The organism is Psychrobacter fjordensis (assembly GCF_904845995.1).
Classification (GTDB): Bacteria; Pseudomonadota; Gammaproteobacteria; order Pseudomonadales; family Moraxellaceae; genus Psychrobacter; species Psychrobacter fjordensis.
Map to the genome: position 1 here is coordinate 259,612 of NZ_CAJGYP010000002.1, position 18,800 is coordinate 278,411.

At 40.0% G+C, this 18,800-nt stretch carries 16 protein-coding genes; 10 read left to right on the forward strand and 6 right to left on the reverse strand.

From position 1 onward, the window contains the following. Positions 1-610 precede the first annotated feature (610 nt). Positions 611-1,486 carry a LysR family transcriptional regulator gene (locus JMW61_RS09685; RefSeq protein ID WP_201550862.1) on the reverse strand — a complete coding sequence of 292 codons (876 nt, stop codon included), beginning with the start codon at positions 1,484-1,486 and terminating at the stop codon, positions 611-613. A 174-nt stretch (positions 1,487-1,660) separates the two neighbouring features. Here JMW61_RS09685 and JMW61_RS09690 point away from each other — a divergent pair, with 174 nt between their 5' ends. The 5 genes from JMW61_RS09690 to JMW61_RS09710 all read left to right on the forward strand — a co-directional run bounded on the left by JMW61_RS09690 (position 1,661) and on the right by JMW61_RS09710 (position 7,438). Beyond that, positions 1,661-2,617 (forward strand): ABC transporter ATP-binding protein, encoded by a 957-nt coding sequence (locus JMW61_RS09690; protein WP_265087437.1) that lies wholly within the window; start codon positions 1,661-1,663, stop codon positions 2,615-2,617. A gap of 56 nt (positions 2,618-2,673) precedes the next feature. After that, positions 2,674-4,356: an ABC transporter permease family protein gene (locus JMW61_RS09695; protein ID WP_194196768.1), complete on the forward strand. Its 1,683-nt coding sequence runs from the start codon at positions 2,674-2,676 to the stop codon at positions 4,354-4,356. 77 nt (positions 4,357-4,433) lie between these two features. Continuing rightward, positions 4,434-5,420 carry an ABC transporter substrate-binding protein gene (locus tag JMW61_RS09700; protein ID WP_194196767.1) on the forward strand — a complete coding sequence of 329 codons (987 nt, stop codon included), beginning with the start codon at positions 4,434-4,436 and terminating at the stop codon, positions 5,418-5,420. 102 nt (positions 5,421-5,522) lie between these two features. Beyond that, positions 5,523-6,665, forward strand: coding sequence for a TIGR03364 family FAD-dependent oxidoreductase (locus JMW61_RS09705; RefSeq protein ID WP_201550864.1), 1,143 nt, complete (start codon positions 5,523-5,525; stop codon positions 6,663-6,665). Next, positions 6,665-7,438: a phosphonatase-like hydrolase gene (locus tag JMW61_RS09710; RefSeq protein WP_194196765.1), complete on the forward strand. Its 774-nt coding sequence runs from the start codon at positions 6,665-6,667 to the stop codon at positions 7,436-7,438. The genes JMW61_RS09705 and JMW61_RS09710 overlap by 1 nt, the downstream gene beginning before the upstream one ends. A 237-nt stretch (positions 7,439-7,675) precedes the next feature. On the opposite strand, the gene JMW61_RS09715 is transcribed toward JMW61_RS09710, so the two are convergent. Continuing rightward, entirely contained in the window at positions 7,676-8,656 is a 981-nt protein-coding gene (locus tag JMW61_RS09715; RefSeq protein WP_194196764.1) for a GlxA family transcriptional regulator, read from the reverse strand. Positions 8,657-8,883: 227 nt separating this feature from the next. Between JMW61_RS09715 and JMW61_RS09720 the strand changes: the two genes are divergently transcribed. From JMW61_RS09720 to JMW61_RS09730, 3 genes are all read left to right on the forward strand, one after another. Continuing rightward, complete coding sequence (locus JMW61_RS09720; RefSeq protein ID WP_194196837.1) at positions 8,884-10,140, forward strand: M24 family metallopeptidase; 1,257 nt, start codon at positions 8,884-8,886, stop codon at positions 10,138-10,140. Positions 10,141-10,417: 277 nt separating this feature from the next. Then, a complete protein-coding gene (locus JMW61_RS09725) occupies positions 10,418-11,881 on the forward strand; it encodes a sodium:solute symporter family protein (RefSeq protein WP_194196763.1) in 1,464 nt (487 codons plus the stop codon). Positions 11,882-12,104: 223 nt separating this feature from the next. Continuing rightward, a complete protein-coding gene (locus JMW61_RS09730) occupies positions 12,105-13,058 on the forward strand; it encodes a DMT family transporter (RefSeq protein WP_227687437.1) in 954 nt (317 codons plus the stop codon). A gap of 652 nt (positions 13,059-13,710) precedes the next feature. Here the strand turns inward: JMW61_RS09730 and JMW61_RS09735 are convergent. The 3 genes from JMW61_RS09735 to JMW61_RS09745 all read right to left on the reverse strand — a co-directional run bounded on the left by JMW61_RS09735 (position 13,711) and on the right by JMW61_RS09745 (position 16,447). Beyond that, entirely contained in the window at positions 13,711-14,238 is a 528-nt protein-coding gene (locus tag JMW61_RS09735; RefSeq protein ID WP_201550866.1) for a hypothetical protein, read from the reverse strand. Between the two features lie 39 nt (positions 14,239-14,277). Next, positions 14,278-15,264, reverse strand: coding sequence for a hypothetical protein (locus JMW61_RS09740; RefSeq protein WP_201550868.1), 987 nt, complete (start codon positions 15,262-15,264; stop codon positions 14,278-14,280). 205 nt (positions 15,265-15,469) lie between these two features. Continuing rightward, positions 15,470-16,447, reverse strand: a complete 978-nt coding sequence (locus JMW61_RS09745) for a zinc-dependent alcohol dehydrogenase family protein (RefSeq protein ID WP_201550870.1) — start codon at positions 16,445-16,447, stop codon at positions 15,470-15,472. A 168-nt stretch (positions 16,448-16,615) separates the two neighbouring features. Here JMW61_RS09745 and JMW61_RS09750 point away from each other — a divergent pair, with 168 nt between their 5' ends. Together JMW61_RS09750 and JMW61_RS09755 are read left to right on the forward strand one after the other, a co-directional pair. Next, a complete protein-coding gene (locus JMW61_RS09750; RefSeq protein ID WP_201550872.1) occupies positions 16,616-17,509 on the forward strand; it encodes a LysR family transcriptional regulator in 894 nt (297 codons plus the stop codon). Positions 17,510-17,742: 233 nt separating this feature from the next. After that, positions 17,743-17,967: a hypothetical protein gene (locus JMW61_RS09755; RefSeq protein WP_201550874.1), complete on the forward strand. Its 225-nt coding sequence runs from the start codon at positions 17,743-17,745 to the stop codon at positions 17,965-17,967. Between the two features lie 4 nt (positions 17,968-17,971). Here JMW61_RS09755 and JMW61_RS09760 read toward each other — a convergent pair whose 3' ends face one another. Next, positions 17,972-18,646 carry a hypothetical protein gene (locus tag JMW61_RS09760; protein ID WP_201550876.1) on the reverse strand — a complete coding sequence of 225 codons (675 nt, stop codon included), beginning with the start codon at positions 18,644-18,646 and terminating at the stop codon, positions 17,972-17,974. Between the last annotated feature and the right edge of the window lie 154 nt (positions 18,647-18,800).

Sequence of the window (18,800 nt, forward strand, 5' to 3'; positions counted from 1 at the left end):
TGAGGTGGTTGGCATCTGACAAATCTCAAGCCAGCCTATGAAGTGATTTTTCTATAGCGTTAAACTTAGTGAAAGAAAGTACGAATTTTGAATATTACTAAAGAGCCATAAACATTTTCATTCATATACGGACATCACTTATCTAGCTTAAAAGTAGCGAATCTATATATCTGATCAGACAATAAGATACTACACTCGCTGTTGCCAGCCATTTTGACCTACAGGCAACCGATCAAGTAAGTCACATCTTGATCTCCAGTCAGATATGTGTATCTAATAAAGCTTTAAACCTATCGTGGTGCTATCGTTCTTTAAAGTGTAATAACTCATGCACGATAATATACTCTAAACAAAGAAGGGATTTTTAGCCAATTCAAGATTAAGTAATATTCGCTATTCCTCGATATCGCAGATACCCCATTTAGTTTTCATCTTTTGTACTTGCCAGCCACAGACAGTCCCATCGATCTGACCAGACCATTTATTGATTAGAATCTCTCAATTTAATGTCTACGGATTTGACAGCAAGGGTCACTAACTGATAATTAGAGTTATCAATAACATATAATGCGTATACAACGAAAGCATTAGGATACTCTTTTGACACGGTCTAACCAGAAGCATCTAAAGAGTTCATCAAAGCAGTCACTACTAAGTTGTTTACATTTTTGAGTGAAAAAACCACCTCATCATAGTCTGAAGGCAACTCCGCAATAGGCACCTTCATAAAACCACCTTTTCTTATTGCGCTTTCGCTCCATGCAAATCCGACACCTAAGTTTTGCTGTACCGCATCGTAAACACTTTCTTGAGTGTTAACGATATAGGTAGGGGTTATCTCTAAATTAATTTTTACCAGTGCCTCATTTATAAGTTTTTGAGTGGTAGAGCCGTGCGTGCGGAATATGACGGTTTCCGACACCAGCTCAGTTAAGCTTATAGACTCTCTTGATGCAAAAGGATGGTTCGGTGAGCATAAGGCAACGAGTCGCTGGGTAGCACATTTCTTAAACTGCAACCTGTCATCCTTTGGCACATTTGCAAGAATGCCAACATCTACTTGACCGTTAACTACTCTACTGAACGTTTCATAAAAATTACCAAAATAGATCTCAGTTTGTAGCTTGGGATAGCGCTTACTAAACTGCCTGATAATTTCAGTTCCCGGCAATGGGCTGCATAGAGCTACCTTTAATATAGCCGATTCAAAGATTTTACTTCTTTGAATCAGCTGCTCTAGATCATCTTCAACTGCTCGTATTTTACTCGTCAACGACCCAAGCTCTAAGCAGTAATCTGTTGGCACAAGGTGCCTGCCACGTTGCATAAATAGCTTAAACCCAAGATTGTTTTCAAGCGTAGATAGTGCTTGGCTAATGGCCGATTGAGACACGCCTAAACGTTTAGCTGCCTGCGTGTAATTACCTTCCTCAAGCACAGAGTTTAAGATGTTTAGCTGATTATAAGTATATGGCTTTTTCGTCATATGACCGCCGTTTTTCGTATCGGTTTCAGAGATTGTCAGGCATATCTCTGGGAAGTACGAGAAGTTATACACGATGAATAAGACTGAATGATTAAATATATAAGCTAACCTTATATATGACACCAAATTGTCATACTCATCTCTTATATTAGTCACATGTAAACGATTAAAGCGTTGAGCAATTTACCTAAGTATATTTGCTTGAGCTATCACTCACTGCCAATACCAGAATATAAGTTTGGGCTTAAAATTATGTTAGAACTAAGAAATGTGACTAAGAAGTATGATGGCAAAGTTATTTTTGAGGATATCTCCCTAAAGGTAAATAAGGGTGAGATTGTTTCAATATTAGGCCCATCTGGCTGTGGGAAAACCACGTTGCTGCATATCATTTTAGGTCTAACCGATATTAGTTCTGGTCGGCTTGCTTATGATAATGAAGACATCACACGTGTGCCTATGAAGCACAGAGGTTTCAATATTGTATTCCAAGACTATGCTTTGTTTCCTAACTTGAATGTAAAGCAGAATATTGAATATGGGCTGCGCAATAGGCCTAACGTCAGCACACAAGCGGAGGTTGATGAGCTGGTTGACCTTTTGGAGATTAAGGCTCATTTGAACAAGCGAATCAGCCAGCTCTCTGGGGGACAAAAGCAGCGTGTTGCATTAGCGCGTACTCTAGTGATGAAGCCGAAAATTTTATTGTTAGATGAGCCTTTATCTGCTTTAGATGGAGTTATTAAAGAGACGATTAAGGCACGTATTCGCGAGATTGCAGAGCGTTATAAGCTAACCACTTTGATTGTGACACATGATCCTGAAGAAGCGATGACACTCTCTGATCGCATTTTGTTGTTATCAGACGGCAAAGTAGCTCAATATGCTAAACCATCAGAAATCATTAAAAACCCTGCCAATGATTTTGTTAAGAGCTTTATCTTAAATCAGCTAAATATCAAACGTCGTAATATCTTGAGCCTATTTGAAGCGGACGATGCGCCAGCTGACCCTTTAGAAAAATACACTCAAATGAGACCTACACCAACTGGTAGCTCAGTTACTGAAGATATCAACGCCATAATCCAGCGCACAGCTGCTAAATCCATTAAAGACACTTCCACAAGTTAATCGCACTAGGCCAACGCTGGTCTCTCAAAACTTACTTATTTTGCGCGTAGGTCATTATGAAACTTAATAACTCACTGCTAATGAAAGCTTCATGGCTTTTCATTGGTGCGCTATTCATCGTCTTTATGTTTGTGCCTTTAGGCAAAATGTTGATGCTGTCATTTAATGTGGCTGATGGATTAGGTCTAAACCATTACATCGATATCATCAGCAGTAATGACTTCAGACAAGTGATGTTAAATAGTTTTTTTGTCGTCATTGTTAGTGCGATGAGTGCCACCTTTTTGGCATTTATCCTTGCTTATACGGTGCACTGGACTAACTTGCCAAAGGGTTTTAAACAAACCATTAAGCTTGCATCACTGTTCCCTATGCTATTGCCAACAGTAACTTATGGATTTGCCATTATTTACACCTTTGGTAAGCAAGGTCTACTCACTAAGATGATTGGCTTTCAGTTGTTTGAAGACATATATGGTTTCTATGGTATGTGGCTTGGCTACACCATCTATACCTTGCCAATAGCCTTTTTACTACTTAACAATACTTTTCAATATTTGGATAAGAAGTTCGTAATCGTATCAGAACTGATGGGCGATTCACGCTTACGCCAGATAGATATGACGGTCATTCGTCCTTTAATTGGTACGTTTGCAGCCGCTATCATTCAATGCTTCTTTTTAGCCTTTACTGACTTTGGTATTCCAGCCTCTATTGGTGGTCAGTATAAGGTTATAGCCACTGAGCTTTATACCCAAATACTGGGTGCATCTCCCTCGTTTGAAAAGGGATCTGTGGTTGCCCTGTTTATGCTAATCCCCTCTGTCTTGAGCATTCTACTGCTTTGGTATGTGGCTCGATTTAATGTCAGGTATGACTCAGTAGAGCATTTTGACTTGCCCACCTCTAAAGTCAAAGACAGGATTCTGGGTGTGTTGTCCAGTGGCATTTTGATTTCACTGTTATTCGTATTTGCTGTGATCTTCATCATTCCATGGATTAAGACATGGCCTTACGAGATGGCGTTTAGTACAGACACATTTACTAAGGTGATTGAGTCCTCGAACCTAATGCGAGTGTATAAGAACTCACTTATGGTCGCCACACTAACAGCTATTTTTGGAACTATTATTACCTATGTTGCCGCGTTGATATACGAGCGCTCAGGATTATTCAAGATAGGAAAGCTGACGATAGAAAGCTCAGCCTTAGTAACCAATACAGTGCCGGGTATGGTTATTGGTATTGCTTACCTGATGGTTTTTTCAGGCTCATCGATATCGAACACCATCTTCATTATTGTGATTAGTAATATCATTCATTACTTCTCGACACCTTATCTCATGAGTAAAAACGCACTATCAAAAATGAATTTAGGCTGGGAGACCACAGCTTCTTTACTTGGAGACTCATGGCTACAGTCTTTACGCCGAATTGTTGTACCCAACTCAATATTTACACTTATCGAAGTGGCCTCGTACTTCTTTATCAGTGCGATGGTCAGCATCAGTGCAGTGATATTCATTTCAGGTGCGAAGACGATGGTGCTTACTACAAAAATTGTTGAATTACAGCACTTCGCCCGCTTTGATGAGATTTTTATCTTGTCGCTGATGGTGCTACTCACAAATATCACGGCATTAATATTCTTCGCAGTAGTTCGATACCTTTATACCAGAAGCATCAATGGCACAACAAAAATAAAAGTGAAAAAACCCACAGTAACGACGGTCGCTTAGATATTTCAACACAGTCTAGGCGTTGATGTTACGAAAACTAATTTAACCTTTAATCACTCAAATAATCAGGGAAAACAATGAATTTATTTAAAACGATAATAACGGGATTGACTTGCGGAGTTTTAGTAGCAGGTTGTGGGTCGCAAAGCTCGGGAGATACGGCTGGCGAGGAGGTGATTATTTATAGTAATGCTGATGAAGAGGCAGTCGAGGTTATTCAAGAGGTGCTTGATGAGGCAGGCTTTGAAGGTCAATACATATTTCAATCATTCGGAACAGGTGAACTTGGTGGACGACTATTAGCAGAAGGAAAAAATATTGAAGCTGATATGGTGACAATGAGCTCGTTTTATATCGAAAGTGCTCAAGCAAAGAACCCAATGTTTAAAGCGTTAGCATTTACGGCAAACCCACAGATTGCGACGCCTAATTACTATGCACCGATACTCAGCTTTACGGGTGCCATCTTACTCAATACCAAAGAGATGGAAGCCAATAATCTCCCCATACCTACCAGTGCCAAAGACTTAGCAAATCCTATTTATAAAAACCAAATTTCTATGGTTGATCCAAATGGTTCATCAACCGGTTGGTTGTTTGTACAGGATATTGCTGCTGAATATGGAACCGATGCTGAAGGTCAACAAATCATGAATGCTATTCGTGAAAATGCAGGACCTAATTTAGAGCTATCTGGCTCTGGTCCTCTTAAAAAGGTAATGGCAGGTGAGGTGCCTATCGGTTTCGGACTACGTCATCAGGCAGTCGCTAATAAAGCAAAAGGTTTACCAATTGATTTTGTGGATCCCAGTGAAGGTAATTACACATTGACTGAATCGGTTGCTGTTATTGATAAAGGAGAGAAAACCAATCCTAAAGCAATGAAAATGGCTGAATTAATTGTCACTAAAGCTCGCCCAGGTTTATTAGAGATTTATCCAAATACTGTGTATGACGGTGAGACAGTAGCTGCTGAGAATCAGATTGATAATTCTAAGACCTATCCAGAGCTATTAACTGCCGAGCTGTTAGATAAGCACCGTGCTTTTTTCCATGGTGAGTAATTTTAGTTCAATCAAAATAATGCCCATTCATGCTTAGCTATATTAGTTCATAGGTTAAGCAAGTAGAGGGCTAATTAATAAAGATGTATGGGAAGAGCAGATATGACAATGAGCAAAATACTTTCTGATAAAACATACGATGTCGTTGTCGTAGGTGGCGGCATCGTTGGGCTGGCAAGCGCCTACGCTGCCGTTAAAAAGGGGCTAAGTGTTGCAGTTGTAGAACGCCAATCTCAGAACAAAGATGCTTCTGTTCGTAATTTTGGATTTGTGACCGTTAGTGGTCAGCGTCAAGGTGAGCATTGGCAACGTGCCATGCACTCGCGTAATGTTTGGACCGAGATTGCGCCAAAAGCAGGTATTCAGGTAGAGCATAACGGTCTGCATATGTTAATGCAGCGACCTGAAGCGGTAGATGTTGCACACGCTTTTTTAGATACGGAAATGGGTGAGGGGTGCCGACTACTGACACAGTCTGAAATTAATGAAGCCGTGCCTTATCTGAACAAAGGAGAAGGGGTGTTATATAGTCCGCATGAGCTTAGAGTAGAGTCCAATACTGCAGTCGCTAAGCTGGTCCATTGGTTACAAGAGACCCAGAGTGTGGACTTTTATAATCATACCACGGTGACTTCAGTGGAATTACCAAAAGTGCATACCAGTCGTGGTGTCCTTAACGCTGAGCACTGTGTGGTCTGCCCCGGAGCGGACTTTACTGGCTTATATCCAGACGTGTTCGCTAAGACTAAAGCTAAGATGTGCACACTAAATATGATGCGAGTCATGCCCAAAAAAGCATTTAGATTAAATGCCGCTGTCATGTCAGATTTAAGCTTTGCCCGTTATGATGGATTTGCTCAGTTACCTGAAGCTACGGTACTAAAAACCTTACTTGATGATATTCAAAGTGTAGAGCGTCAAGCAGGTGTCCACCTAATTGTGGTTCAGTCTGAAGATGGCTCACTAATCATTGGCGATAGTCATGACTATAGTGATAGAGAACTACCGTTTAGAGACACTCGAATTGATGATCTAATCATTAATGAATTTAAGCAGGTGATGGATATTGGTGAGATAGATATTACTCAGCACTGGTTGGGTGTATATCCAAGTGCAGATGACGTGGTATTTAAGACATCACCTGAAAAAGGCGTGGTGGTCGGTGCAGTCACCAGTGGTACAGGGGCATCAACAGGTTTCGCATTTGGCGAAGAATTAATTGAATTGGTATTGGAATCAAAGTAATGAATACAGTAAAGAATAATGTAACAAGCAGCAGCTCACATAGCGATAGTATAAATAATATTAAAAATAAATTTTTTGATATTAAGCTCTGTGTATTTGATATGGCTGGCACAACAGTAGATGAAGGTAACCTAGTCTATAAAACCGTACGTAATGCCATCAATGAAGCACTGAATAGCGCTGGCAAATCAGATAAGCAAGTGAGTCTTGAGTTATGTTTAGAATATGGTGCAGGGAAAGAAAAACGCAACGCCATCCGCGATATTTTAAACAGGTTAGATTTATCTGATGCTTGTATTGAATCGTTAACGGATACGGCATTTGCAGCCTTTAGAGACAGTCTTGCAACTGCTTATAGCAAGGACACCTTATCTGAGTTTGAAGGCATGTCAGAGTTGTTCAAGCAGTTAAAGGCGAGCGGTCGTAAAGTGGTATTAAATACAGGATATGATGCTAAGACTGCTAATAAAATTTTGACTGTCTTAGGGTGGTCTGTGGGAGATCAAGTAGATGCACTAGTAACAGCCGATGATGTAGACAATGGTCGTCCAGGCCCTGATATGATTACTCTTGCGATGAAGCAGTTTAATATTGATAACTCACAGCAGGTGTTAAAAGCAGGGGATAGTGGTATCGATATTGAGGAAGGTAATAATGCAGGATGCGGGCTGGTTTTAGGTGTGTTATCTGGCGCACAAAATGAGCAGCAGCTAGCGAAATATTCACCCGATGCAGTTTTAGACAAGCTGACTGAATTAAAGGAGTTCATTTAGCTTAAAGCTAGGTCTAAGCTTCAAAATATACAACAGAATAGTAGAGCCATAAAAGTAATGACTTTTATGGCTTTTTTAATTTAGAGAAAACATCGCAGTTTCTGTGTAATTGCCGTTTAGATTAAAGGCTTACTAATACGGTCATCAAGCATAATCATAAAGTAATTTTCTGATATTTTTAGGGTAGTCAAAGAATACCGTTAAGCCATCCTAGTTACTGCGTCAAGACAAAATAAGCTATATCAGCTGATTCTCTTGCCTGTAATGGCTTGGTGTCATGCCATAGTTTTTTTTGAAGGTGCTAGAGAATGCACTGTTATCGATAAAGCCGCTTGCTAGTACGATTTGGCTAATAGGTAGCGTAGTATGTTTAAGAATATATTTGGCGTGTTCAAGGCGCAATCGCACGTAATACTGTTGCGGTGAACAACTAAAATTTTTGTTAAATATGCGCTGTAATTGTCTACTTGATAATCCAAGATGACGGGCAATATCCTTAACGCTTAAAGGCTCTTCAAGATTGGTTTTCATCAATGCAATAGCATCTATCACATTGGTATAGCTACTGCTCAGTATTTTTGGCTTGGGCATATGCTGTACGTAAGTAGGCTCACGTATAGAGGTGATAATAAACATATCTTGTATCTTGGAAACGATGTGATGACCATGATGCTTATTGATGATATGTAAAGTCATATCCAATGCGCAAGCTCCACCTGAACAAGAGTATAGCTGCGGTGCTATTGTAAATATTTGGTCATTAAAAATAACACCTGGATAGCTTTCTTGGGCTACGCTGATGTTTTCCCAATGCAGTGAGGCTGCTTGCTGTTCAAGTAAGCCGGCAGCCGCCAATGCTAGCGCCCCTGTACACAAACCGCCAAGTGCAATATCCCGTACTGCCAATCGCTGAATTAAGGTAATGAGCTTACTAGACTCCAAGTAATCTGTTTGGTGTCCTCCGCATACAAATACCAAGTCGCAGGTTAATAAGTAGTCGAGTGGTGCAGTATGACTTAACTTAATACCGTTACTACTACTGGTTTTATTGTCATCGAACCCTGCCACCACCCACGAGTATAAGAGTTGCTCGCTCACATAATTTGCCATTCGAAGTGGCTCAATGATATTGCTGAACGCGAGCATGGTAAAGCCATTGATTAGTAGAAACCCAATACGCCTAGGCTTGTCTGTCATCTTTTTTGTTATCTGAGTCATCTTTTGTCGCCTTCAGAACACACCTCAAATTCTGGTTAATGTTAAGTTGTTTGTCCATATGTCCGATTATAAACATAAAATGTCGCTTATGAAAAAATACCTTATTAATTTTACCTCTATTATCGAACGTGTTCTCAGTTAATTATTACCTACTTTGGAGACATTCCATGTCAGCACTAAAAGACCTCACTAGCACGTTATCTTCTACAGATTTTTCTCGAAAATCGATGAACTCATTAAACCTAGCCTCTTTAGATGGCTCATTAGATAATCTGCATCTCCCAAGTCTAATCGAAATTAAAAACGGCCAGAAAGTGCAACCGACTTTTAGTCATCAAGAATATGCAAATCGTCATGAGAAACTTCGTGAGTATTTAGACAACCATAATATTGCAGCGGTATTTTTCACCTCGATACATAACATCAATTACTACTCTGACTTCATATATTGCTCTTTTGGGCGACCTTATGGACTAGTCGTTACTTCAAAAGAAGTCGTGTCAATATCCGCCAATATCGATGGTGGACAGCCTTGGCGTCGTACTGTGGGTGACAATAATATTGTTTACACTGATTGGCAGCGTGATAACTATTTCAAAGCCATTGCTCAACAAATTCCTCATCACGGACGTGTAGGTATTGAGTTTGATCATTTACCAATGGATCGTTTTGCTAAGCTCAAAGCTACCTTACCCAATGTAGAGTTTATTGATATTAGCCTAGCATGTATGACCATGAGAATGGTTAAGTCCTCTGAAGAGATAGCGCTAATAACAAAGGGTGCTCAGGTCTGTGATATTGGTGGAGCTGCATTGGTACAGGCTGTTTATGATGGCGTGCCCGAATACGAAGTTGCCTTGGCATCTACACAAGCGATGGTGAAGGCTATTGGTGAGCAGTTTGGTCAAGTGGAACTCATGGATACATGGACATGGTTTCAGTCAGGTATTAATACGGATGGTGCCCACAATCCAGTGACCAATCGTCGTGTCCAATCGGGTGATATATTGAGTCTTAACTGTTTTTCTATGATAGCAGGCTACTATACCGCGCTTGAACGAACATTGTTCTTGGATAAATGTGATGCAGATTCACTACGATACTGGCAGATAAATTGTGAAGTACATGAAGCAGGTCTTGAGCTTATCAAACCTGGCGTGCGTTGCTGCGATATCGCACATGAGCTGAATAAAATTTATGCAAAATACGACTTATTAGAAAAACGCAGCTTTGGTTATGGCCATTCTTTTGGTGTGCTCAGCCACTATTATGGACGCGAGGCAGGACTGGAGCTACGTGAAGATATTGAAACAGTGCTTGAGCCAGGTATGGTCATCTCTATGGAGCCGATGATTATGATTCCAGAGGGCATGCCAGGTGCTGGCGGTTATCGAGAGCATGACATCTTAGTCATCAATGAGACGGGCGCTGATAATATCACAGGCTTTAAGTATGGCCCTGAGCATAATATTATCGGTCGTTAATGGAGGGGGTATCAATAAATACTATCTATATTGAGTGGGCCTACCATGAATAAATTTCTTATTTTCAGCCCGCCAATATAGATGATGATGCGCCTCACACGATGCAATTATTTTCACATTTTACTTATTAAGGAAATAACATTATGGACCTGTTTCTTAACAGCTGGACGTTATTTTGGTTTTTGACCATTAATGTACTGACGCTATTACTGGCAGTGAGTTATTTCTTCGTAGAGCGTCATAACAAGTAATGTAGTAAACGATACGAGGAATCGACATGTTTATTAATTGGATGATATTGTTAGCAGCAATTGCACTTCTCATTGTATTGGCTAGTAAAGCGTCAAAAGTCATGTCAGCAGATGAGGAAAGTGGTTTTTTAGTAGCCGGTCGCTCATTAGGGCCTTTTGTTATGGCAGGTACTGTCGTGGCGACTGGGTTTAGTGGTTGGGGCTTTATGGGTTCACCTGGTGCCGCATACCAATATGGGACGATTGAGCTTTTAGGTAATTTCTTTTTTGCACCAGCCATGGTCGTCGCCGTATTATTTTTTGCGGTCTATTTGCGTAATAGAGCCATGAAGATGGGTAGTAGTACCATTCCTGAATTTATCGTCAATTTGCACTGTAATGATCGAAATTCAATATCTGCTCGCACTTTGCGTATTGTCACGTCTTTGGGCATGATTATATTTTTAACCGTATTTTTAACGGCTCAGATTAGAGCGCTTGGTATGTTGGGTAGTAGCTGGCTCGGTATTTCACCTCTTCTGGCTTCTGCGCTTTTATTGGTGATTATTACTATTTATACCATGGCAGGCGGATTGCTCGCCGTTGCTTGGACTGATACTTTTATGGTAATTGGGATGGCCACTGCTGCCATTTATATAGTGGTTCAGGTGTTCACTGACATTCCGTTAGCAGATATGATGACGCAGCTGAATGCGATAGATCCAAATCTTGTCAATCCAGAGAATTCTAACCCATATGGTAATGCCAAAGCTTCTGTTTTTCTAGTATTTGTCTATGCGCTTATCTTTAGTACTGCATTGCCCTATATGTCAGTACGTTTTTTGGCGATGAAATCTAATATTAGCATTGCCAAAACAGGCTTTTATACGGCCATTCTAGGGTGTATTTTGAGTTTGGTGCCTATCGTTGGCTTATATGTTCGTATCAAAAACCCAGGCCTGATCAATCCCGATGAAGCAATGCCTTGGTATTTAGCCAATGCTATTCCAAGTGTGGTGGGTAGTGTGATCACTTTGTTTATTCTCTTCGCTATGAAGTCTACGGCAAACTCTATCTTGCATACCTTATCAACTGCTGCCTCACATGATTTGCGTTTGGCTATATTTGACAATAAACCTCGCACTGAGGCTGAGTTATTGAAACTGAATAGATTGTGGGTCGCTATTGTGGCTGCTATCGCCTTCATTTCTACTTTCTTCCTACCTGAAGCGATGCTTAGCTATCTAGGAATATTCTCTAGCGGTACTTTAATGGCAGCTTTATCTGGCGTGCTTTTAGTGACTATCTTTTATAAAGGCTCAACGATGGCTGCTATTGCCTCTATTATCGTCGGTGCTGTTTGTAGTAGTTATCTCTTAACATCAGGTATTGTCGGCTGGGTAGAGGGACCTCTTATCGGATCAGCTGCATCAGCCATCACTTACGTGGTCGTTAGTGTATTGGTTCCTAATAGAGTCAAAGCCATATCAGAAGAAGCTGTCAGCGCTTAGATATAGATACTTATATTTATAAATACTTAACAGAGCCTAAGTTAACCGCTGAGTTTACTGACTGATAGTCATAAATTCGGCGGTTAACGTATTCAGTAAGGCTGGCAAGTATGAGTTGTATAGATAAGCTAATGCTGATTCACACTCAGTTATTTTGTACCAGTTTTATATTTACTTAATCATATTACGAACATTTTCTGTTCAATAATAGAGGTGACTAGTCGTGGAAGCATTGAGCACCAAACCTATAGCGGTTGACGTCCAGCCATGGATTGGCACCATACAAATTGTCATGGCGGCCATATGTTGGGGCACACTTGGTATATTTTCGACTTATCTCAGTCAATTAGGTTTTAGTAGTTGGCAGATTACGATATTGCGTATCGTAACGGCAGCTATTATTGCTATAGCGATGTTGTCTAAGATCTGGAAACCATTAAGCAGGCTAACACTCGGTCAATGGTTTGGGCTTGGTCTACAATCCCTAATTGGCGTACTAGGTATGACGGTTTGCTACTTATTTGCAGTGCTTCATGTGGGTGCAGGCACGGCCGTTGCGTTGCTCTATACGGCGCCAGTCTTTAGCTTGATATTTTCGCACCTATTGTTAGATGAGCGAATTACTTATAAAGCTGCATTGCTGGCAGTTGTAGCAGTGATTGGCGTTGGTATGACTACGATGGGTGGTAGTACTGAAGGGAAATGGGGTATTGCCGTTGGGCTGATCTCTGGCGTTTGTTACTCTTTATATGGTGTGCTTGGTAAACGCGCCATGCATCATAAACACTCTGCACCGCTTGTCTTTTTTACGTCAATTTTGTTCAGTGGTATTGTATTATTGTTCATTCCTACCACGTATACAACTTATTATAAGCTGATACAGCTTCCCATTGTTAGCTGGATATATGTACTGGGCTTATCTTTGGTGGGTACGATTGCACCTTTTGCATTATATATGAAAGCATTAGAAAAATTACCGGCCACACGCGCGTCAGTATTTACTATCTTTGAACCTTTGACCGCAATATTTTTGGCAGTATTGCTCCTGCATCAAGTGTTAGCAGGTATTCAATATATGGGTATTGTTTTGATTTTACTCGTTGCTTTATTAAATGGGCTAACAAATTCGACCAATGTACAACTGCCAAGATGTTTTAAAAGACAAAAATTATCGTAATTTAGTTTTATAAACATTATTATTTATAATGTGACTCTCTCAAATCAGTTGCTGAGATCTCAAAAATAGTGAGTTGCGCTACGAGTTAATAGACAGTTATTAAAAGCACTCTGAATGTTGAGTATACAGCTTAGAGTTTGATGCCTGTATAACGCACAGAACGTATTCCCATAAACACACGTTATGATAAACTTTTTTAGCGGAAAAAGTCGGTTTAGGGTGGTCTGATTAAGCTATTGAGATAGTCATCAAAACACCACTAACACTTCGTTTGTACCATCAAGCTTATTTTGTTTGGAATAATGTTTTAAAGTGCTAGAAGCTGATGCGCCGTTAGCAATATGAAGAGTAAGCATGACATATGTCCTGTTTGCGAAAACGAGTGTCGAAAAGAAAAGCCTAATATGTCATCGCGTACTACTCTTAAGCCTTTTTATCTATGATTGCTTCGCTTATTTCTTGTGTATTGTCTAATTGAAATAATAATTAGAGCTATCAAAATTGGATAGATAATGAATATATCTACTCTTATTATCGCTCCAACTTGTGTTCTAGACCATATACCTATATAAATTTCCCATACAATACAAAGGACTATGGCGATTATCGTTGCCATTTGCACTTTGGTAGTTTTTTTCACAGGTTTTCTCTCTTATTTACTCTCAAGACATGTTGGAAATGCAGAAGTATGTGCAAATACTTTAGATTGCTCATCCCATCTCCAGTATTTTTGCGTTTCTTCAGTATCGCCTGTTGGGGTCGGAATTACCCATACTGACGTTAGAATATTGCTTTCCTGTTCAAATGTAACATATGTGCCATTACCACCCCATTCTTTATCTTCTGGTAAAGGGTAAACCGTTCCATTTCGGCTATCGACCATCGCACCACTGACACAGCCTGAACCACAGCCCCATGTTATTACTACGTAATGGTTTGCAAAATTCACGTCCTGTTTCGCATATTCCCCACTAATCACAGTTCTATAACGTTTTGCAATTGGATGACTGTCGAAATTTATATTAGATTCTTCGATAGCTATTGGTTTAGCTCTTACCAGATCCGTCTCTTCAAGTACAGTATCAATAGCGGTAGTATGCATAAGATCCGTATTTGTACAGGCAGTCGTGAATACAGCTAATGCTAAAACTAACTGTATTTCAAAGTTTTTATATAGCACTTGCTTTATCCTATTATCCAGTAAGTTGTTAAGAAGTACTTAAAACTCATTAATCGTGTCAATTACAAACTGACGAGAAGCCTCACCCTCTATCATACGATACTGAATTTGGCGTGTTTTACCTTGTGGATTGGCATTGCTATCATTTTCTAAATAGAGTGGGAAACGTCTAACTAACACATTCTCAACTAGCAAAAATTCATCATGCCCCATATAACCTTGTTTGAGTGTATCAGTCAGCTCTGGATAAGAGACTTGACTCCACGACAGCCCTTTATTGCTCGAATGAGCAATCACATCACCATATGAACCGCTACCCACACTTTGAGTGAATACTAGAATTTCAGGATATCCATCGCCATTTATATCACCCACATCGGCACTAACAACAGGATCGCTAATTGGTCGCTCGATGATGTCTTCACCCATGGGCTGAATCTGCAAGATATAACCACCGTTGCCGTCAGAGGTACTGGTCACTTGAGTAGAAAAATCACCATAGTTGAGTGATGTAGCGTATTGCGAGTTGTCCAATTGTCGAGTATCCAGCGTATCGCTTAATTTTTGATATACGCCACCAAGCGTTGCACCGCCGCTACAATAAAAAGCTGTTTTTTGTAGATGAGATTTTTCGCCTTCAATGGATAAGCTATTGTCATCAAAGCGCAAATAGATGGGGTTATTATCTACCCAAAACTGATACCGTCCATCATTAGCTTTATGAAGTACGGTGTCTAATGTACAAGTAGGTTTCTTTTTGTCTATGCGAGAACGAATAGACACACTAATAGCGTCTTGACCAGCATCACGTACGCTGATCGCAAACCAGTCATAACCCTCGTTACGCTTTGTATAGCCATCTGTGACGTAATCGCCCGTTATATTGTTAGTATACTTATCGGTTGAGGTTGTCGTCGGTAGGTCGTTTTGTAAAACCGTTGTTGTCTCAAGGCCCTGTGTATTAGTGTTCTGGCACGCAGTCAGACTTAATAACAGCACGCTTGGCAGTAACGTTTTTCTCATCATAATTTTTATTCCTTCAGAAGATCGTTATATGAGCCATTCATAATAAATTCATGACAGCCCACATCATTTAGCAATTTAAAAAACCATTATCTATTCTTGGCGTGGAATATTGGTTTGTACCCATTTCTCTCGATAGGGTCTAAGTCAGGGCACTAGGATAGAGGAGTTCAAGGCCTGTGACCGTGTCTATTCGGTAACCTTACCACTATACGGTAAGCGTAATTTTACCCACTGCTTTACCTGATTCAAGATGGTCATGCGCGCGTGCTACTTCCCAAATAGAGTAGTTACTATCATCTATGATAGGCGTGATTTTGCCACTATCAACCAGCTCTGCAATCATTGTCAGGATACGACCGTGCGATTCATGGTTGATGCCATGAAATAATGGAATGAGCACCAAAACACCGTGAAAGGATAAGGCTTTGAGAGCAACTTGCAATGGGTCAGCAATAGGTAAAATAGTGGCGACATGGCCATTGAATCTAACGGCTTGAAAAGATTTTTGAATATTATCACTAGCCACCGTATCGAAAACTTTGTCAAAACCCACGCTGTCAGTATACGTCGCCACATAATCATCAACCTCCGCTGTTGTATAATCCACTAGATAATCCGCGCCTAGTGTTTGTGCTAGTGCACTATTAGCAGGAGAGTAGGTAGCGGTGACTGTCGCGCCAAGTACTTTTGCTAGCTGAACGGCAATATGACCAACGCCCCCTGTTGCACCATGAATCAAGACGTTATCGCCTTCTTTGACATTCATTTTTTGTACGAGTGCCTCATAAGAAGTGAGTGCGACCAACGGCAGGGCTGCGGCTTGCTTCATACTGAGAGTTTTAGGCTTTTTCGCCATTAAACGCACATCAACTAACATGAATTCAGCAAGTGCACCATCAATACCGTTGAGGCCACCAGCCATACCATAAACTTCGTCACCAACACTAAATTCAGTGACGTCGGCACCTATCTCGCTCACAATGCCAGCTACATCACCGTGTAGTATCTCTGGCAAATTCTCCGACCAAGGCAGCTCGACTGAGCGCAGCATGGTATCAATAGGATTCACACTAGTGGCTTTCACTTCCACAACCATATGACCTAGTGTTGCCGTTGGTTTTGGTTTTTCTGCCAATTGAAAAACTGCAGTTGTACCGATTTCTTTAATGATCATCGCTTTCATGTTATTACCCTTTACTGGTGTGGATGTCTTATTGTTTGTTTCAGGACAATCAGTTTAGACGTTGCTAATCCAGCAAACCATTACCTAGTAAACAAATTACTTTTGCTTTTTGAGCAAGCCATGGTTACAGTTAAATGGAATACCTACCAACTTAATAAAGGAGTGGCGATGAGCTCAATAAATCGACTGGCATATTTCAATAGTGTTGTCGAAACCGGTAGCATTTCAGAAGCCAGCCGCATCTTTGATGTACAGCCGTCTTCCATTTCACGGCAGTTAGCAGTGCTTGAGAAAGAGTTGGGGGTACGTCTACTCAATAAAACGACCAGAAACACCAGTTTGACTGAAGCAGGACACAAATATTATGAATACTCTCAGCGAATTGTGTCAGAGTTTGATAATGCCAAAAGAGCCGTTAATGATTTACAAATAACGCCACAGGGTAAGCTTAAAATCAGCATGACAGTCGGTTTTGGTGAAAGCATGGTATTACCGTTAATACCGAAATTTATGTCGTTATATCCAGATATTGATATAAAAATTGAGTTAACAGAACGGGTTGTAGATCTTATAGAAGAAAATATTGACGTCGCTATTCGAAGTGGACGCTTATCTGATTCGACCATGATTGCCAGACGCTTGGTATTTAATGATTTTCTACTGTGTGCAAGCCCCCAATATTTAAAAAATAATGGCACGCCTCGTAGGATTGACGATCTAGCTGATCACCAATGTATCCGATATGGTTATAACGGTTGGAAAGAGTGGTTTTTGATAGCAGAAGATAGTAAAAAGTTGATGATTAATAGTCAGGTTTCAGTGAACTCAGTGAATGGTCAGAAGCAGCTGGTATTGAATCATACAGGTCTGACGCTAATACCACTGTGGGCTGTTAAAGATGAATTGGCGAAAGGGTCATTAGTTCAAGTCATGCCAGATCATATTTTTAGTCCCTATGAAGAACTGAGTGCTACTTACGCTATTTATTTAAAGCGAGATATGGTTTCACCAAAAACACGCGTTTTTTTAGATTTTCTAGTAGAACAGATGATAGTGATTTGAGTTTGGATCTACAGCTTGATCTCACAAGTTTTTATAGTCAACGACCGATAAATTTACTTTCATGAATATTGATATTTTTAAAGACCGAGTATGAATAGTTTATGAAAAAATAGGAGCTCGTCCAATCTGCTTATTATTTCATATACGATATATGCCTAGGCACTCATGACTTGATGAGTGCTTCTAGAATTAAAATAGATTATTACTTTTAACTATCAGCCTATGGAGTTTTCATGACATCTAAATTATTTATCAGTGGCTCAATTATGCTGGCCCTCGCTACACTGTCTGGACTGATGGAAGGCTTATTTTATGGTGACATTGGTGCTGATGGCGTGCTCCAAGAAAGCTTGTTTTTACCTCTGACTTTTATTTTTTTAGCCTTAGCAGTAATTCTTTATTGCTTATCACTAATCATGCAGGTAAAAACAAGCGTGACAGGTACTCACATGAACTAAATGCTTATTCCGCAACCACATTATCAACCAGCGTCATCTCTTCGCCCGCTTTAAACGTCAGAGCATGAACACTAGACCTGACGTTTTTATTTTGGTCGGTTTCTGTTGGGTACTGACGTATGCTGACATTGACAGTCTCTTGTCCATCATAGTTTATGTCAGTCAGCGTACTGTACTTCCCTAAGAGCTGTTGATTATGTTGAGTGATATTATTGGTGTTGTAATCTAGCTCAAAAAATCCTAAATAAAGTGAGCTGCTAGGAAGGTTTGGATTATCTAAATTAGACAGCGCTTCATCTGATACAGGGGTAGTATTGGTTAGTGTATAAGGAGCGATAAATTTAAAAACATTTTTATCTTCTGAGCTGTTTAACGCGGTGATATTGGTATAGTCCAGCGACGCTGAATAATTTTTATTATTTGCTAATACACCTCTCACATATGGTTTGCTACCTTGGCTGTCATTGGCGCTGATAAAATTTGTCAATTCCACTTGATTCTTATGGTCAGGGAAAGTGATATAAAATACTTCATCCGTATTGATACTAAACAATTTCTGCATGACGTTGGATGGCTTTATTTCTAGTGAACCCTCTAACGTTTTATCCGTATGCTGGCAACCGGCCAGCGTGGTTAATGTCACTAACGCGATAATTGAGCTAAATTGTAAAACTTTCATAGTATTCTCTTAAATTTAATAGCTATTCAAAAATATCCTACTAGACTCAACGATATTTCAAAATTTCTTCTTGTAAGGTCTGATAAGAGTGCTATACGGTAATAAAGCCGTTACATATAAATTTAATGATTAAAATATGAACAGCATAGGTCAA

Excerpts from the sequence above, each read along its gene's own strand:
- JMW61_RS09725 (WP_194196763.1), top strand. The coding sequence starts at position 10,418 with ATGTTTATTAATTGGATGATATTGTTAGCAGCAATTGCACTTCTCATT.
- JMW61_RS09755 (WP_201550874.1), top strand. The coding sequence starts at position 17,743 with ATGACATCTAAATTATTTATCAGTGGCTCAATTATGCTGGCCCTCGCT.
- JMW61_RS09695 (WP_194196768.1), top strand. The coding sequence starts at position 2,674 with ATGAAACTTAATAACTCACTGCTAATGAAAGCTTCATGGCTTTTCATT.
- JMW61_RS09760 (WP_201550876.1), bottom strand. The coding sequence starts at position 18,646 with ATGAAAGTTTTACAATTTAGCTCAATTATCGCGTTAGTGACATTAACC.
- JMW61_RS09740 (WP_201550868.1), bottom strand. The coding sequence starts at position 15,264 with ATGATGAGAAAAACGTTACTGCCAAGCGTGCTGTTATTAAGTCTGACT.
- JMW61_RS09700 (WP_194196767.1), top strand. The coding sequence starts at position 4,434 with ATGAATTTATTTAAAACGATAATAACGGGATTGACTTGCGGAGTTTTA.
- JMW61_RS09750 (WP_201550872.1), top strand. The coding sequence starts at position 16,616 with ATGAGCTCAATAAATCGACTGGCATATTTCAATAGTGTTGTCGAAACC.
- JMW61_RS09720 (WP_194196837.1), top strand. The coding sequence starts at position 8,884 with ATGAACTCATTAAACCTAGCCTCTTTAGATGGCTCATTAGATAATCTG.
- JMW61_RS09745 (WP_201550870.1), bottom strand. The coding sequence starts at position 16,447 with ATGAAAGCGATGATCATTAAAGAAATCGGTACAACTGCAGTTTTTCAA.
- JMW61_RS09710 (WP_194196765.1), top strand. The coding sequence starts at position 6,665 with ATGAATACAGTAAAGAATAATGTAACAAGCAGCAGCTCACATAGCGAT.
- JMW61_RS09685 (WP_201550862.1), bottom strand. The coding sequence starts at position 1,486 with ATGACGAAAAAGCCATATACTTATAATCAGCTAAACATCTTAAACTCT.
- JMW61_RS09715 (WP_194196764.1), bottom strand. The coding sequence starts at position 8,656 with ATGACTCAGATAACAAAAAAGATGACAGACAAGCCTAGGCGTATTGGG.
- JMW61_RS09705 (WP_201550864.1), top strand. The coding sequence starts at position 5,523 with ATGACAATGAGCAAAATACTTTCTGATAAAACATACGATGTCGTTGTC.